Here is a 15,785-nt window from a genome sequence, read left to right as displayed (position 1 = left end):
AAAACTACGACTTCCGCCTTTTGGGTTTGGCGGTAAGCCGAGTTTTTCTAAAAATGTGTTATACAATTTAGGGTTGACTTTTTAAATGTGACATCATATTATGTAATTACAGTAAAACGATAAAACGCTTTCAAAGGAGAGGATTCCGGTGGGAATTATCGTATGCCAAAGCTGTAATCGTACAATTGAGCACTTTGATGGGGAAAAAGTGGCAACTTTGTATTCTACAAGCTGCAAAAAGTGTGGAAAATCGAAAAAATAAAATAATATGAAAGTATAGCATCCCCCCGTTTTAAACGAAGGGGATGTTTTTTTGTAATGATTAGAGTAAGCCGACATAAGGTGAGGATTTTTTCCTCTTAGAAAACGATAACCAAAAAGCAGGGAAACTTAACATTTATCGAGAAATCATACGGTGACAATAATAAATGGAGGATAAGATAATGACATGGAAGTCAAGAGTTACCGAATCCTTACATATTAAATATCCTATTATCCAAGGCGGACTGGCTTATTTGGCGTATTCTGATCTTGCTGCTGCTGTATCAAACGCAGGGGGGCTTGGACAGATTACAGCTATGTCTTTACCAGACGAAGACGCATTAAAACAGGAAATTCGTCAAGTGAAAGCAAAAACGGATAAGCCTTTTGGTGTGAACTTTGCTATTGGTCAATATAGAAGGCCTTTCGAAAAGATGGTAGAAACAGCCATTGAAGAAGGAGTAGAAGTCATTTCAATGACGGGAGGAAACCCAGCTCCAGTATTTGAGCTACTAAAGGGAACAGATGTGAAAAAGCTTGTACTTGTTGCTGCAAGACGTCAAGCAGAAAAAGCGGAAGAACTTGGTGCGGATGCAGTGATGGTTGTTGGTCAAGAAGGCGGCGGACATATAGGAAAACATGATACGGGAACGATGGTGTTAATTCCTCAAGTCGTAGATAGTGTGTCGATTCCAGTTATAGCTTCAGGAGGAATTGGAGACGGCCGGGCGATGATGGCAGCTTTCGCTCTTGGAGCAGAAGGGATAGAAATGGGAACTCGATTTATTGCTACAAAAGAGTGCGTACATGCCCATGAAAGCTACAAAGAAGCATTGATGAAGGGAGAGGAAAATGATACGGTAATCATCAAACGTTCTATAGGAGCACCAGGTCGTGCGTTAAAAAATGAATGGACGGACAAAATATTAGATGTAGAACGTCATACTCCAAATTATGAAAACTTAAAAGAATACATTAGCGGAAAAGCAAATCGTAACTATATATATGAAGGGAACGATCAAAAAGGATTTGGCTGGGCAGGCCAGGTTATAGGAAGAATTAAAGACTGCCCGAGCGTTGAAGAGCTTTTTGATCGGATGAAAAAAGAAGCGAATGACGTACGAAGCCGCTGGTGTTGAGAGGAGAGATGGACAGTGGAAGAACAACTGCATATGCCCATTTCCATGGACTGGAGCAAAGAAGAAGTCATTGACGCAGTGAATTTTTTTCAAACCATAGAAAGAGCTCATCATAAAGCTGTACAGCGGGAAGATATCCTTGCTCTTTACAACCGGTTTAAAGAAATTGCTCCTTCCAAAAGTGAAGAAAAACAACTGTTTCGCCAATTTGATGAACGAGCAGGCGTCTCTTGCTGGAAAACGGTGCAAAAAGCAAAAGCAGCAGAGTCTGGTGAAAAAATTAAAATGTAACAAATCTGGAGCTGTCTCTTAGTGATATGTAGACAGCTCTTTATTTAGGTTAATGTTGCTAGTAAAATGAAGAAGTCCGCAAATGCGGGAAAACTACGGCTAATAACAGAGGAGATAAATCCATCAGATGATTTCGATGATGGAACTTCATCTGAACCGATGTGGTTCTATTAAGAAGTTTGCTGGACAGACTGCCTGTAAAAAGGAACGAGCGTTTCAAAAACTTGTTTTGCTTCATACAAAAAAGCATCTCCGTCTTTTAAAAGCGGGTCATCTTTTTTAATATGTTTTCCAATTAAAAACTCACCCTTTTTCACATCGCGAAATCTTGTTAATGCATCGGTCAGTTTCTCTTCATCGGTTTCCCCGATAAGAAACGCATCTTTTTTCGTATGATCCAGTGAAATTACGTAGTCCGATGGCAAATGCAGAAGGTCATCTTTTTTTTCTAAAAATGATGCTGCCACTTCTTGTTTGTCCGGCATTTCATATATATAAGCAAGCCATAAAAATACATGGTCATCAAATAAACCAACTTGAAAATGAGGATGTTTTTTATAGCCGCGCTTATTATCGGCTATACCAAGCCAGGTGTCTGTTGGAGGGTTTTTTGTCCGTCTGGCATGCTTGGCAATATGCAAATACATTTCTTTTCCAAGCATCATGGATAGTTCCTCGGTTAAATACTCGCCAATTTCTTTAAATTTAGGCTGAATGCGCTGTTGTATTGCTTCCATTCTTTCATCCAGCCCGTCAATTTGAAATGTTTCAAAATCAGAAGGTTGGAATCCTTGAAAAGACATATCGTGTTCTCCTTTCTCATTCGTTAAAAAAATAGTTTCTAGTATCTATAATATCCTTCCAGGAAACCGAAAATCAAATCATACAATTTGCCCAATAGCAGGGTAAAAAAATATTTTAGATCTTGTCCGCCCAAATATGTTCATAAAAAGTATCGTTTGAAAAATAAAAATCATATGGTATAATATCAGAAACATAAATATCAGAATATTTAGTCAAACCAATTTATCGACTGTCAGCCTGTCTAGGGTACATTGAAATCACAAAGGGGTGTGGGTGGCCATGGAACAAGTGATTCAAACATTCAAGAGAAAAGATGCAGAAGAGAGAATACCTGTATTACGCATCGAAATTGATTATGAACTTGTCAGTTTGCATGATGCCATGCGGGCCGAGGACCTAGAGGCAATGAATCAATGCAAATCTCGGCTAGAGGAATTAAGACAAGAATTAATCTGTTTAGAAGCTTAAAGTAAGAAGTGAATAAGTTTAAAATAATAGAAGGTTGGACAGAAGAAAATTTCGTCCAACCTTTTTTTGCGTCCAAAGAAGGTGTTTATGAGTATTTTAGATTCGAGGTTGTAGTAATGCTCTTTTGGTATGGCGTTGGAGCGTCTTAAGTTATGCATCTTTTTTGTGACGATTTATTTCACTTTTTGCAGTTATGTTCCCCATCCTTTACAGTTATGAATTACTTTCTTTCTTTTATGAGCAGTTTGAACAATTTTATCCGTTTATGAACCATTTCTTTCATACACCACTCGAGCATATCATTCAGCGCCTTTCCCACTTTTGAGTCTGGCCCCGCACACTTTGTAGTGCAGGTTCAATTCTGCCTGGTTTGAGCATCTTTTCGGCCTTTTTGAACCACTTTCTCCAGTATGCGTTCACTTTCTGCTGTTTTTACTCAACTCCTTTGTTCAGCCGCATTTCCCGCTCTGGGTCTGGCTCTCCACATTTTCAGAGCATTGCAGCCATTCAGCTTCGATAAAGTGTCTTTCCGCTATGATTTGAGCACTAATCCGGGTTTTTGCTCTACTTACTCCAATTTTGCACCACTGCAGCTGTTTGTGACTCATTCTATGTATGTGTATTAATTTCATTCCGCTTGTGTGATAATGGGATAATAGATCATTACAGGAGTGGTTGGATGAATGAAAATTGGGTGGAAATAAAAAATACAGCTTTAAAATGGATCGAAGAAGCAGGTGAGATGCTGAAAGATTCCTTGCATAATTCTTTATCAGTGAACACAAAATCAAATCCGAATGACCTTGTCACAGAAATGGATTACAAAATCGAAAGATACTTAAATGATCAGATATTACATACCTTTCCAGATCACAACGTGCTTGGAGAAGAAGAAGCAGGAGCTGATATTCAATCAACGGAAGGGGTTCTTTGGATTATTGATCCAATTGACGGTACAACAAATTTTGTTCACCAAAAATTTAACTTTGCGATTTCCGTTGCTGTTGTAAAAGACGGAGTTGGGCAAATTGGAATCATCTTGAATGTCATGCAAGATGAATGGTTTACGGCAATAGCAGGTGAAGGAGCGTATTTAAATGGACAAAAACTAGCCAGCGTGACAGAGACAGATCTTCCTGAAGCAGTCATTGGATTGAATGGGAGATGGCTCGCACGCGAGAAGAGAAGCGGAGACCAATCCCTGCATACAATGGTAAGAAAATCTCGAAGTGTGCGTTCATATGGATCGGCTGCGATTGAATTGGCTTATGTTGCTTGCGGTCGTCTCGATAGTTACATCAGTTTTCGTTTGTCTCCTTGGGATTATGCAGCTGGTCTGGTTATGTTGGATGAAGTGGGGATCATTACAACAGATTTTCAAAAACGAAAACCGTCCTTTTTAGAAAAAAGCAAAATTTTAGCAGCTCGGCCAGGACTACACGATCAACTTCTTCATTATGTGCACAATCATGAAGGCTTTGATTATTGAGAGAATAAAAAAGGGTCTCTCCTCTGCCGATAAAAGAGAGAGGTTATAAAAAATGGAGCTGTCCCAACGTAATTTTTTTGGGACGGCTCCATTTTTTAATCGGTTTCTGCCCTCGCGCGAAGCTTTCGTGATAGTAAAAAGGTAGAATACAATCCTATTAAACAGAAAGCAGCAATGAGAAAAGACCTTTCTGCCACAGCAACACCTAGTGATGCAATACATAACGTTGCGAAAACCGCTAAAAATAAAAAACAAACTTTTTCCCAGTTCATTGTTTCACCTTCCATCATCTTGTCCACTATTTCAGTGTACAATGAATGTATATAAATGAAAAGGTGCGGCTTCTCTTTAATGTATAATAAGGAAATGTATGATACAATAGATAAGTTGAAGAAGTGTAACGAATAGGATAGGAGCGATATAAAAATAATGAATGTACGCAAAGACTTAAGAAATATCGCGATAATCGCCCACGTGGACCACGGAAAAACGACATTGGTTGATGAACTGTTAAAACAGTCCGGGACATTTCGCGAAAATGAACAAGTAGACGAACGCGCAATGGATAATAACGACATTGAAAGAGAACGAGGCATTACAATTTTAGCGAAAAATACGGCTGTACGCTACGGTGACACCCGTATTAATATTATGGATACACCAGGCCACGCTGATTTTGGCGGTGAAGTCGAACGGATATTGAAAATGGTGGATGGTGTACTGCTTGTGGTGGACGCATATGAAGGCTGTATGCCGCAAACGAGATTTGTTTTAAAAAAGGCTCTAGAACAAAAACTAACCCCTTTAGTTGTTCTAAACAAAATTGACCGTGACATGGCGCGGCCCGAAGAAGTAGTCGATGAGGTGCTCGATTTATTTATCGAGTTAGGAGCTGATGAAGATCAGCTTGATTTTCCGGTAGCGTACGCTTCAGCTATCAATGGAACAGCAAGTGAAGATCCTGCAAAACAAGATGACAATATGGAAGTGCTGTTTGAAATGATCATAAACAACGTTCCAGCTCCAATCGACAACAGGGACGAACCTTTTCAATTCCAGGTGACAATGCTTGATTATAATGATTACCTCGGAAGAATTGGTGTAGGACGTGTTTTCCGCGGTACCATCAGTACTGGTGACCAGGCTGCTCTTATTAAACGAGATGGGTCGAAGAAAAATTTCCGTGTTACGAAACTATTTGGATTTATGGGTTTAAAACGCATGGAAATTGACAGCGCTCAGGCCGGTGACTTAATTGCGATTGCGGGTGTAGAAGATATTAACGTGGGGGAAACGATTTGCCCGGCTGAACATGAAGATCCGCTGCCGGCTCTTCGAATTGATGAACCGACTCTGCAAATGACGTTTCTCGTTAACAACAGCCCATTTGCCGGACGCGAAGGCGATTATGTAACAAGCAGAAAACTTGAAGAACGTTTAATGACTCAATTAGAAACAGATGTAAGTTTGCGCGTGGAGCATACAGATTCTCCGGACGTTTGGACAGTCTCCGGACGTGGAGAGCTGCACTTGTCCATTCTGATTGAAAACATGCGGCGCGAAGGCTACGAGCTTCAAGTGTCCAAACCAGAAGTAATCGTGAAAGAAGTAGACGGTGTACTATCAGAACCAGTTGAACGGGCTCAAGTAGACGTACCAGAAGAATATACAGGAAACATTATGGAGTCACTTGGAGAACGTAAAGGCGAAATGCTTGATATGGTCAATAAAGGAGATGGCCAGGTTCGAATGGACTTTCTTGTTCCGTCGCGCGGCCTGATAGGGTATACTACTGAATTTATGGCACAAACAAAAGGTTATGGGATTTTAAACCATTCATTTGATGGATACCAGCCGGTGCATACTGGGCAAGTCGGCGGCCGCCGTCAAGGTGTACTTGTTTCTATGGAAAATGGAAAAACGACACCATATGGTATGATGCAAGTAGAAGACCGCGGTACATTATTTGTTGAGCCCGGTACAGAAATATATGCAGGGATGATTGTAGGCGAGCATACACGTGATAATGATTTAACGGTTAATATTACAAAAGCTAAACAGCAAACCAACGTTCGTTCAGCGACAAAAGAGACTACTGTAACGATGAAACGTCCGCGTATTTTGACTTTAGAAGAAGCGCTCGAGTTTTTAAACGATGATGAGTATTGTGAAGTAACTCCAGAATCAATTCGTTTGCGCAAAAAAATTCTCGATAAAAGTACAAGAGAACGAGAAGAAAAGCGTAAAAAATTGGCAGCAAAGCAATAAGCAGATACCTCTGCGCCTTTATGGCAGCAGAGCAGCATAGAGGTGAAAGAAATTGATGATTACAGCAGCTGCGACTGTGAATGATGTCAATGTGACAAAAGATCAATTAAGCTGGACGGCAGGATTGTTGAATGTACACGAGCATCCAGTAGTGGGGTTCTGGCTGCTGTATGCTGCTGTCGTTCTCATGTGTATTGTCGTTTTTAATTTAGGGTTTGCCAGAAAACTTCCTCTATTAAAAAATGTAATTGTATATGCAGCGTTATTTATCGGAGCATTGCCGCTGACTATTTTTGCAATAGGTATGGCGGTCGTAGAATCTCTCATCGCCGCAGCGATTGTTCTCGGTATTTACAAAATCCGCTTAAAGAGACATAAACAAGAACAGGAAAGTCAAGGAAGCGTAACGTAATCCCAACCAATAGAGAAAACCATCCTTCTATAGCAGAAGGGTGGTTTTTCGTCTCTATTATTTTGCTTTATGCAGCCGATAGTTTTTCTAAAAGTATGTTGAATTTTCTGAAAAAGTAAGTTATATTAGAAAATAACAGCTGCTGTACAAACAAAATAAGAACAGCAGCTTGTTTTGTTCCGCAACATACTGACCGGTTAGTATTTATGAGAATGGAGGAAGTAAAATGAATTTTACTTATTCTGAAAAGGTTGAGGCTTGGCGTGAAAAACTGATTCAATTTATGGAAGAGGTAGTCTATCCAAATGAAAAGGTATTTAAAGAACAGCTTGATGCGCAGCCAGATCGATTTGCAGACATTCCTCCCATTATGGAAGAAATGAAAGAAAAAGCTAAAAAAGCAGGACTTTGGAATTTGTTTTTGCCAGATAGTGAATACGGAAGCGGTTTAACTAACTTGGAATATGCACCACTTTGTGAAATAATGGGCCGCTCACCGATTGCGCCAGAAGTATTTAACTGTGCCGCCCCAGATACGGGCAATATGGAAGTTTTAGTGCGCTATGGCACAAAAGAACAGCAGGACAAGTGGCTGAAGCCTTTGCTAGAAGGAAAAATTCGTTCAACTTTTTGTATGACCGAACCGCAAGTAGCTTCTTCTGATGCCACAAATATAGAAGCTGATATAAAAAAAGATGGAGATCAATATGTGATAAACGGTAGAAAATGGTGGTCTTCCGGTGCGGGAGATCCAAGGTGTGAGATACTAATATTCATGGGGAAAACCGATGTAAATGCACAAAGACATAGACAGCAATCCATGATATTAGTTCCGTTGAACACACCAGGAGTACAAGTAGAACGGATGCTGCCGGTGTTTGGATATGATGAAGCACCGCACGGGCACGCGGAGATCACTTTTGATAATGTCCGGGTACCCGCAAAAAACATACTAGTTGGAGAAGGAGAAGGGTTTGCGATTGCGCAAGGGCGGCTTGGCCCCGGGCGTATCCACCATTGTATGAGAATCATTGGTGCGGCAGAAAGAGCGCTTGAGGTTTTATGCAAAAGAGTGGAGGAACGAAAAACATTTGGCAAACAGCTTTCAGAGCAAGGTGTGATTCGTGAATGGATCGCAAACTCACGGATTGAGATAGAACAGGCCCGGCTGCTAGTTTTAAAAGCTGCTGATATGATGGATAAAGTAGGGAACAAAGAAGCGCGAAAAGAAATTGCCATGATTAAAGTAGTAGCACCGAATATGGCTTTAAAAGTCATTGACCGAGCAATCCAGTCCTTAGGGGCAGCAGGTGTGAGTGAAGATTTCCCGGTGGCTAATCAATATGCCGGTATTAGAACGTTGCGGCTGGCGGATGGACCGGATGAAGTACATCGTCAAGCTGTCGCTAAATTAGAATTAGGAGAACAAGCGTCACTTAGAGAAAACAACTGCTTATACAATTAATTGAAAGCGGTAACAAGAAGGAGGTACAGAGTGAGTATCATTCAACAGTTATTTAATTTAGAAAACAAAACAGCCATTGTTACAGGGGGCGGTCGTGGACTTGGCCGTCAGATGGCGTTGGCATACGCAGATGCAGGTGCAAATGTAGTTATATGTTCTAGAAAGGTTCAAGCATGCGAAGAAGTTGCTGAAGAAATAACAAAAAAAGGAACTAAAGGACTAGCCTTGCCTTTCGACGTAACGGACCAAGAACAAGTGCATCGCACAGTGAAAGAAACAATAGATGAATTTGGTGCGGTGGATATTTTGGTGAATAACAGCGGTGCTTCTTGGGGGGCTTCGACATTAGAGATGCCAATAGACGCTTGGCATAAAGTAATGAATGTTAATGTAACCGGCACGTTTTTAATGACAAAAGCAGCTGGAAAACATATGGTAGATCAAAAATCAGGAAAAATTATTAACATTGCTTCTATAGCGGGCTTAAAAGGAGTAGATCCCAAGATTATGGACGCGATCGGGTACAATGCAAGCAAAGGAGCAATAGTAACCTTTACAAAAGACTTGGCTGCGAAATGGGGAGCTTCCAATGTAAACGTAAATGCGATTGCTCCGGGATTTTTCCCTACGAAAATGTCAAAAGGTGTCTTAGAAATGGGAGGAGATGCAATCATAGAATGCACTCCTTTACAGCGATTAGGGGGCGATGAAGATTTAATGGGGGCTGCTTTATTCCTTGCTTCTAAAGCATCTGACTATGTGACCGGGGAAATACTTGCCGTGGACGGCGGGATGAATGCTGTTTAATAAGAAAGGGGGAGTGTAATGCGGCTGCAAGGAAAAAACGCGGTAGTCACCGGGGCAGCAAGCGGTATTGGCAAAGCAGCAGCAATAAGAATGGCAGAGGAAGGAGCTTCTGTCCTTTTATGTGATAAAAATGTAATAGAAGGCGAGGGGGCTGCTAAACGTATTCAAGCAGACGGGGGAACTGCTCTTTTCATAGAAACGGATGTCACAGATGAAGACAGTGTACGGCAGAGTTTGCAATATGCTTTCAAACAATGGGGAGCAATCGATATTTTGTTTAATAATGCTGGTGTTAGTGGAAAAGAAAAAAAGCTCCACGAAATTTCAGCCGAGGAATGGGACCAGGTTATTAATACAAATTTAAAAGGAGTGTTTTTAGGTATAAAATCTGTGGTTCCTTTCATGCTGGACCAGGGAAAAGGAACAATTATAAATACTTCAAGTGTATTAGGTTTTAAAGGGAAAAAACGAACGGGGCCATATAATGCAGCTAAAGGAGGACTTGTCACTCTTACAAAAAATGCAGCATTAGAATACGGCCGCTACGGCATTCGAGTGAATGCCATCGGCCCTGGGGTCATTGATACGCCAATTATCGATGCTTGGAGAAAAGATGAAAAAAAATGGCAGATTATTTCATCTGCGAACGCGCTTGGAAGAATTGGAAAGCCAGAGGAGGTGGCAGAAGCTGTCTTATTTTTAGCTTGTGATGAAGCATCCTTTATAACTGGTGAAACGTTAATGGTTGATGGCGGAGGATTAACTTTCTAATAGAATTTGAAAGGAGCGGCAGATATGAATAATGTATGGAAAAAGCATTATCCAGACCATATCCAATCAGAAATTACGGTTCCTGAAATGACATTATCGGAAATGCTTGAACAAACAATTGAAAGCTACCCAGATAACTCTGCCTTATATTTTTACGGAAAAACCATCAACTATAAAGAATTAGGGATGCAAACAGGAGCTTTTGCAGTTTCACTTCAAGCAAACGGAATAAAAAAAGGCGACCGGGTTGCTATCATGCTGCCTAACTGTCCTCAATCTGCCATAAGCTATTATGGAACATTACAAGCTGGTGCAACCGTTACGCAAGTGAACCCGATGCTCGTAGAAAGAGAGCTCGAACACATACTGACTGACTCCGGGGCGCAAACGATTGTGATTTACGCTCCTCTAGTGCCTGTTTTAGAGAGTATTAAACAAAACACTTCTATTAAACAAATAATCGCTGTTGAGTTCAACGGAGAATACGCTTCGAAATATGGTGAAATAGAATTCTCGGCATTTTTAAAGCAATCAGAAAAACCGCCAGCACCTGTCTCGATAAATCCTCAGGAAGATATTGCCGTTTTGCAATATACCGGCGGAACAACAGGTCGTCCTAAAGGCGCCATGCTTACTCACCGCAATATCATAGCCAATATTATTCAAATTGATGAATACTTTAAAGATGAAATGAAAAAGGGTTCAGAACGATACTTAACCGTTATTCCTCTATTTCATGTATTCGGTATGACTTCATGCCTGAACATGAGTGTTTATACGGGCTCGATGAACATTTTGCTGCCTCGTTTTGAATTAGATGAAGTATTAGAGACCATTAAAAAGCTTCAGCCAACCGTGTTCCCGGGAGTTCCTACGATGTACGTGGCGTTGACCAACCATCCGGATGCAGACAAATACGGTTTGGACTCTATCCGTGTTTGTAATAGCGGAAGCGCACCTATGCCAGGTGAATTGATGCGCAGTTTTGAACGCAGAACGGGAGCTCGAATATTAGAAGGATACGGCCTGTCAGAAACCTCTCCCACGACTCATTGCAACCCTGTGTTTGCTGAAAGAAAAGTGGGCAGTGTTGGCATCGGTGTTCCATCAACAGATTACAAAATTGTCGATACAGCGACAGGATCAAAAGAAATGACGGCTGGAGAAAGCGGTGAAGTAGTTATTAAAGGGCCGCAAGTTATGAAAGGGTACTGGAATATGCCGGAAGAAACCGCTTCTACTATAAGAGATGGCTGGCTGTACACTGGCGATATTGGAAAAATGGATGAAGACGGCTATCTCTATATTATCGACAGAAAAAAAGATATGATTATTGCGAGCGGCTTTAATATTTATCCACGTGATGTTGAAGAGGTCATCTATCAGCATCAAGCCGTAAAAGAAGCAGTAGTAATCGGTGTGCCTGATACATACCGAGGAGAGACTGTCAAAGCCGTGGTCGTGTGTAAAGAAGGGCAGCACACCACCGAAGAAGACATTATTAATTATTGTAGGAAATATATGTCTGCCTATAAAGTTCCAAGTGAAGTGGAATTTCGCAAAGAACTGCCGAAAACAAATGTAGGTAAAATTTTAAGGCGAGCCATCAGGGAGGAATCTGCTAAAAGAGCATAAAACCCACAGCATAGGACCGCCCCCAAGAAGACGGCCGCTGTGATATACTATGAAACTGTAAGTTTAGCAGCAAGGGGGCTATTACGATGAAAGAAGAAATTATAAAGACAAGTATTCAATTATTTGAACAACAAGGGTTCATTGAAACGTCGATCCGGGATATCGTCCAGACACTCGGCGTTACAAAAGGGACATTTTATTACTATTTTAACAGTAAAGAACAGGTTTTGATGACTATACACAGTTCATATATTGATAACGTGCTAGAGCAGCAGAAGGCGATTTTAAAAAATAAAAACCTTAGCCACGTAGAAAAGCTGCATCAGCTTATTGACATGCTCATCACTAACATTTCTCCTAGAGGCCAAAGTGCCAGAGTATTCTTCCGAGAATTTCGTCATTTAAGCGAATCCCATTTAAATGAAGTAAGGCCAAAGCGGGATGAAATTCGAAACGCGATTGAAAAAGTGATCATTGATGGTATGCAAGCTGGTGTATTTCGATCAAACTTACAACCCGATATTATAACTCTAGGAATTCTAGGAGCCTGTAATTGGACGTACCAGTGGTTCAATCCTGAAGGAAAAACATCTGACAAAGAAGTAGCATCTATATATGTTGACATGATTCTTAACGGAATCAGTACAGAACAAAACAAAGAATAAATAATGTTTGTTAAAAAAGTAACGTACTGACTAGTTAGTATAAGGGAGGATATATATGAAAGCAGAAAACGTGAATAAAGTAACGGTGCTTGGTGCTGGTTCGATGGGACATCAAATTGCCATCCTATGTGCACTCGGAGGATTTACTACTTATTTGCAAGATATTAACGAAGACGCTTTACAAAAAGCAAGAGAACAACTTGAAGGACATATGAGCAGGTGGGTAAAAAAAGAAAAAATATCAGAAGGAAAGAAAGAAGAAGCTTTTTCTAAGCTTTATATGACAACTAGTTTAGAAGAAGCGGCAGCTGAAACGGACTTTGTCATTGAAGCTGTCGTAGAAAAACTTGAAGTGAAAAGAGAAGTATTTGAAAAACTTGATCAATACGCACCTTCCCATGCCGTATTAGCAACCAACAGCTCTACTATTGTAAATTCTAAAATTGCCGATGTCACTAGCCGTCCGGACAAAGTGTGCAACATGCACTTTTTCTTTCCGCCGCTTGTCATGGACTGCGTAGAAGTTGTAAAAAGTGATGCTACTTCTGAAAAAACAGCTCAAACGGCGATGGACGTATGCAAAAGAATTGGAAGAACCGGAGTACTATTACAAAAAGAGATATATGGTTTTATCGCAAATCGTATATTATTTGCGCTTACAAAAGAAGCCCTTTCCTTGTATGAAGAAGGATATGCTGATGTTGAAGACATTGATGTTATTTGTGAAAAAGCATTAAACCATCCTTTGGGGCCATTTGGTTTAATGGATCTTTCTGGAATCGATGTAGGCTATTACGGCAATATGCAGCTATACAAGGAAACAGGCAATCCTGCCGATAAACCTGCTAAATCCGTAGAAGAAAAAGTAAAAGCTGGCGAATTAGGAAGAAAAACTGGAAAAGGCTGGTATAACTATGACGAAAAAGGAGCGAAAGTATAATGGCTGAAGTAGTAAAATGGAAGAAAGAAGACGGTATTGCAGTTGTTACAATAGATAATCCGCCTTTAAACGTGTTGAGTAAGCAAGTGACATCTGATTTAAAAGAAATCACTGAGAACATTCGTGAAGACGACGAGGTTGTCTGCGTTATTTTAACTGGAGCTGGTGATAAAGCATTTATGGCTGGCGCAGATATAAAAGAATTTCCAGAGCTGATGGGAAATCCGGATATGAAAAACTATGTTATGAATTCTCATCACATGCTGCAAGAATTAGAAGATTTACCTAAACCAACCATAGCTCTATTAAATGGGATGACTTTCGGTGGTGGATGTGAGTTAGCTTTAACGTGTGATATGAGAATTGCAGAGGCCCATGCACAAGTAGGTCTTCCTGAAGTAAAACTCGGATTGTTTCCCGGCGGGGGAGGCACCCAGCGTTTACCAAGATTAGTAGGAACAGCAAAAGCTAAAGAATTAATGTTTAGCGGTGAACCTATTAACGCAGAGGAAGCAGAAAAAATCGGCCTCGTCAATAAAGTTGTACCAACCGGAAGAGGAATGGAAATGGCAAGGCAAGCAGCTTCTCATATGGCAGATCAGTCGTTACAAGCTCTTTCGCGTATCAAAAAAGCGGTTAACGAAGGAATAGAAATGAACCTGTCTGATGGATTGGAAAAAGAAGCAGATCTATTTGTTGACGTTTTTCAAACCGAGGATGTCAAGGAAGGGGTAAATGCATTTATCGAAAAAAGAAAACCCAATTTTAAGCACCGATAAGCATCATCTCCTGTCAGTGAAGAGAGCGTGGTCATGCTATGAACAGCTTGACGAATGGATTATTTGCGAATGAGAAAGGCGGTGCATGTAAAAAGTGGTACACAAATGGAAGGTAAAGGTAAGAGCATGTGAAACAGATGGACTCGGTCATGTCAGCAACATAAGTTACTTTATTTATTTAGAAGAAGCAAGGATAGAATTATTTCGTGAGCTGGACACGATGATGGAAATGGATAAATGGCCGTTTATATTGGCGTCAACAAGTTGTGATTTTGTTCAGCAAGCTTATTTTGATGAACGTCTTACCATATTTACAACGGTTTCACGTATAGGGAACAAAAGCTTTGAAATAGATCATGAAATTTCAAGCAGCCGTGGAGTAATAGCGAGAGGAAAAGCGGTTGTTGTACATTTTAACTTTGAAACACAAAAAAGCGAATCGATTCCCCATGGAATTCGTCAAAAGCTTTCCGCTTTTGAATCAAACAAGATGATAAAGGAGGGGAACGCGTGAGTGCCAATCTTTATAAGGACACTATCCCTGTCCGGAAAGGGGAAGAGATTGAGCTCAGGCGATTAGAAAACTATTTGCGTCAGGAAATGGATCCTTTTCCTGACGAAGAGCTGCACATCGAACAATTTCCGTCCGGCCATTCTAATTTAACGTATGTGATAACAGCCGGCAGATGGGAAGCTGTACTAAGGAGGCCTCCGTTTGGACCAGTGGCGCCCAAGGCTCATAATATGAAAAGAGAAAGTGTGATTTTACGTACATTGCACCCTCACTTTCCGCTTGCTCCCAAACCTTATCTCTATTGTGAAGATAAGAGCGTGATAGGAAGCGAATTTTTTCTCATGGAACGAAGAAAAGGAGCCGTCATTGATACCGAATTTCCTAAAGGGATAGCCCCGACTCCTGATAACTGCCGCAGCATATCCAAAGCCATGGTAGAAGCGTTAGCCCGCTTGCATAAATTAGACTACAAAAAAACAGAGCTTGTGCATATGACAAAGCCGGATGGGTTTTTAGAGCGGCAAGTTCACGGCTGGATCAAACGTTATGATAAAGCGAAAACCGCTGAAATAGCTGAAGTTGAGGAGCTGAGAAAGTGGCTTTCGCAACATATTCCAGCTTCTCCTCAACCAGCGGTCATCCATTATGATTATAAATGCAACAATGCAATGTTTAATCCGGAAAATCTTCAAGAAATGAGAGGATTATTTGATTGGGAAATGACTACTGTCGGAGATCCCCTTGCAGATCTTGGAATAGCACTTTCTTATTGGATCGAAGAAGAAGACCCTGAATCTCTAAAACAAGGCTTTGGCAAACCGCCGGTCACGGTGAAAGATGGATTTTACAGCAGACAGGAATTTGCGGAAGAATACGCGAAGCTTACGGGTAGAAACATCGATAATTTATCATTTTATCTAACTTTTGCCTACTTCAAACTAGCAGTTATTGTTCAGCAAATCTATTATCGTTATAAAAAAGGACAAACAAATGATGAGAGATTTGCCCAGTTAGGTATTAGAGTCTCCGCTTTAATGACACACGCCAAAAATGTTGCAAAATATGGATATTGAGGGA

18 protein-coding genes are annotated in these 15,785 nt (G+C 40.7%); 16 read left to right on the top strand and 2 right to left on the bottom strand.

Annotation, left to right across the window (positions count from 1 at the left end):
- Positions 1–148: 148 nt before the first annotated feature.
- The 3 genes from CEF16_RS06505 to CEF16_RS06495 all read left to right on the top strand — a co-directional run bounded on the left by CEF16_RS06505 (position 149) and on the right by CEF16_RS06495 (position 1,691).
- On the top strand, positions 149–262 hold the full coding sequence (locus tag CEF16_RS06505) for a GapA-binding peptide SR1P (RefSeq protein ID WP_091582641.1): 114 nt from the start codon (positions 149–151) through the stop codon (positions 260–262).
- 181 nt (positions 263–443) lie between these two features.
- Positions 444–1,400 (top strand): NAD(P)H-dependent flavin oxidoreductase, encoded by a 957-nt coding sequence (locus CEF16_RS06500; RefSeq protein WP_091582644.1) that lies wholly within the window; start codon positions 444–446, stop codon positions 1,398–1,400.
- 15 nt (positions 1,401–1,415) lie between these two features.
- A complete protein-coding gene (locus tag CEF16_RS06495) occupies positions 1,416–1,691 on the top strand; it encodes a UPF0223 family protein (protein WP_342750466.1) in 276 nt (91 codons plus the stop codon).
- A gap of 170 nt (positions 1,692–1,861) precedes the next feature.
- Here the strand turns inward: CEF16_RS06495 and CEF16_RS06490 are convergent, their stop codons facing one another.
- A complete protein-coding gene (locus CEF16_RS06490) occupies positions 1,862–2,494 on the bottom strand; it encodes a YktB family protein (protein WP_091582646.1) in 633 nt (210 codons plus the stop codon).
- Between the two features lie 280 nt (positions 2,495–2,774).
- Here CEF16_RS06490 and CEF16_RS06485 point away from each other — a divergent pair, with 280 nt between their 5' ends.
- The gene (locus CEF16_RS06485; protein ID WP_091582649.1) at positions 2,775–2,963 is read left to right on the top strand and encodes a hypothetical protein; all 189 of its coding nucleotides are present in this window, start codon (positions 2,775–2,777) and stop codon (positions 2,961–2,963) included.
- A gap of 679 nt (positions 2,964–3,642) precedes the next feature.
- On the top strand, positions 3,643–4,452 hold the full coding sequence (locus tag CEF16_RS06480) for an inositol monophosphatase family protein (RefSeq protein WP_091582651.1): 810 nt from the start codon (positions 3,643–3,645) through the stop codon (positions 4,450–4,452).
- Between the two features lie 95 nt (positions 4,453–4,547).
- Here the strand turns inward: CEF16_RS06480 and CEF16_RS23615 are convergent, their stop codons facing one another.
- Positions 4,548–4,724, bottom strand: coding sequence for a DUF5325 family protein (locus CEF16_RS23615; protein WP_170031651.1), 177 nt, complete (start codon positions 4,722–4,724; stop codon positions 4,548–4,550).
- A 157-nt stretch (positions 4,725–4,881) separates the two neighbouring features.
- On the opposite strand from CEF16_RS23615, the gene typA reads away from it, so the two are divergent.
- The 11 genes from typA to CEF16_RS06420 all read left to right on the top strand — a co-directional run bounded on the left by typA (position 4,882) and on the right by CEF16_RS06420 (position 15,781).
- Complete coding sequence (typA, locus tag CEF16_RS06470) at positions 4,882–6,720, top strand: translational GTPase TypA (protein WP_425427965.1); 1,839 nt, start codon at positions 4,882–4,884, stop codon at positions 6,718–6,720.
- A 55-nt stretch (positions 6,721–6,775) separates the two neighbouring features.
- Positions 6,776–7,132, top strand: a complete 357-nt coding sequence (locus tag CEF16_RS06465; RefSeq protein ID WP_091582660.1) for a YlaH-like family protein — start codon at positions 6,776–6,778, stop codon at positions 7,130–7,132.
- Between the two features lie 226 nt (positions 7,133–7,358).
- A complete protein-coding gene (locus tag CEF16_RS06460) occupies positions 7,359–8,597 on the top strand; it encodes an acyl-CoA dehydrogenase (RefSeq protein WP_091582662.1) in 1,239 nt (412 codons plus the stop codon).
- Positions 8,598–8,627: 30 nt separating this feature from the next.
- Positions 8,628–9,404: an SDR family oxidoreductase gene (locus tag CEF16_RS06455; RefSeq protein ID WP_245917779.1), complete on the top strand. Its 777-nt coding sequence runs from the start codon at positions 8,628–8,630 to the stop codon at positions 9,402–9,404.
- Positions 9,405–9,422: 18 nt separating this feature from the next.
- A complete protein-coding gene (locus CEF16_RS06450; RefSeq protein ID WP_091582665.1) occupies positions 9,423–10,175 on the top strand; it encodes an SDR family NAD(P)-dependent oxidoreductase in 753 nt (250 codons plus the stop codon).
- Positions 10,176–10,199: 24 nt separating this feature from the next.
- The gene (locus CEF16_RS06445) at positions 10,200–11,810 is read left to right on the top strand and encodes a long-chain-fatty-acid--CoA ligase (RefSeq protein ID WP_091582668.1); all 1,611 of its coding nucleotides are present in this window, start codon (positions 10,200–10,202) and stop codon (positions 11,808–11,810) included.
- Between the two features lie 86 nt (positions 11,811–11,896).
- Positions 11,897–12,475, top strand: coding sequence for a TetR/AcrR family transcriptional regulator (locus CEF16_RS06440; RefSeq protein ID WP_091582671.1), 579 nt, complete (start codon positions 11,897–11,899; stop codon positions 12,473–12,475).
- A gap of 55 nt (positions 12,476–12,530) precedes the next feature.
- Positions 12,531–13,415, top strand: coding sequence for a 3-hydroxyacyl-CoA dehydrogenase family protein (locus CEF16_RS06435; protein ID WP_091582674.1), 885 nt, complete (start codon positions 12,531–12,533; stop codon positions 13,413–13,415).
- The gene (locus CEF16_RS06430) at positions 13,415–14,194 is read left to right on the top strand and encodes an enoyl-CoA hydratase/isomerase family protein (protein ID WP_091582676.1); all 780 of its coding nucleotides are present in this window, start codon (positions 13,415–13,417) and stop codon (positions 14,192–14,194) included. Before CEF16_RS06435 ends, CEF16_RS06430 begins: the two co-directional genes overlap by 1 nt.
- A 94-nt stretch (positions 14,195–14,288) precedes the next feature.
- On the top strand, positions 14,289–14,708 hold the full coding sequence (locus tag CEF16_RS06425) for an acyl-CoA thioesterase (RefSeq protein ID WP_091582679.1): 420 nt from the start codon (positions 14,289–14,291) through the stop codon (positions 14,706–14,708).
- Positions 14,705–15,781 (top strand): phosphotransferase family protein, encoded by a 1,077-nt coding sequence (locus CEF16_RS06420; RefSeq protein ID WP_245917778.1) that lies wholly within the window; start codon positions 14,705–14,707, stop codon positions 15,779–15,781. Before CEF16_RS06425 ends, CEF16_RS06420 begins: the two co-directional genes overlap by 4 nt.
- Positions 15,782–15,785: the final 4 nt, after the last annotated feature.

The sequence above is a fragment of the Alteribacillus bidgolensis genome (genome assembly GCF_002886255.1).
Classification (GTDB): Bacteria; Bacillota; Bacilli; order Bacillales; family Marinococcaceae; genus Alteribacillus; species Alteribacillus bidgolensis.
This window is presented reverse-complemented; position numbering and strand designations above follow the sequence as displayed.

Coding starts and splice junctions, on each gene's coding strand:
- CEF16_RS06500 (WP_091582644.1), top strand. CDS start 444: ATGACATGGAAGTCAAGAGTTACCGAATCCTTACATATTAAATATCCT.
- CEF16_RS06490 (WP_091582646.1), bottom strand. CDS start 2,494: ATGTCTTTTCAAGGATTCCAACCTTCTGATTTTGAAACATTTCAAATT.
- CEF16_RS06485 (WP_091582649.1), top strand. CDS start 2,775: ATGGAACAAGTGATTCAAACATTCAAGAGAAAAGATGCAGAAGAGAGA.
- CEF16_RS06480 (WP_091582651.1), top strand. CDS start 3,643: ATGAATGAAAATTGGGTGGAAATAAAAAATACAGCTTTAAAATGGATC.
- CEF16_RS23615 (WP_170031651.1), bottom strand. CDS start 4,724: ATGAACTGGGAAAAAGTTTGTTTTTTATTTTTAGCGGTTTTCGCAACG.
- typA (WP_425427965.1), top strand. CDS start 4,882: ATGAATGTACGCAAAGACTTAAGAAATATCGCGATAATCGCCCACGTG.
- CEF16_RS06465 (WP_091582660.1), top strand. CDS start 6,776: ATGATTACAGCAGCTGCGACTGTGAATGATGTCAATGTGACAAAAGAT.
- CEF16_RS06460 (WP_091582662.1), top strand. CDS start 7,359: ATGAATTTTACTTATTCTGAAAAGGTTGAGGCTTGGCGTGAAAAACTG.
- CEF16_RS06450 (WP_091582665.1), top strand. CDS start 9,423: ATGCGGCTGCAAGGAAAAAACGCGGTAGTCACCGGGGCAGCAAGCGGT.
- CEF16_RS06445 (WP_091582668.1), top strand. CDS start 10,200: ATGAATAATGTATGGAAAAAGCATTATCCAGACCATATCCAATCAGAA.
- CEF16_RS06440 (WP_091582671.1), top strand. CDS start 11,897: ATGAAAGAAGAAATTATAAAGACAAGTATTCAATTATTTGAACAACAA.
- CEF16_RS06435 (WP_091582674.1), top strand. CDS start 12,531: ATGAAAGCAGAAAACGTGAATAAAGTAACGGTGCTTGGTGCTGGTTCG.
- CEF16_RS06430 (WP_091582676.1), top strand. CDS start 13,415: ATGGCTGAAGTAGTAAAATGGAAGAAAGAAGACGGTATTGCAGTTGTT.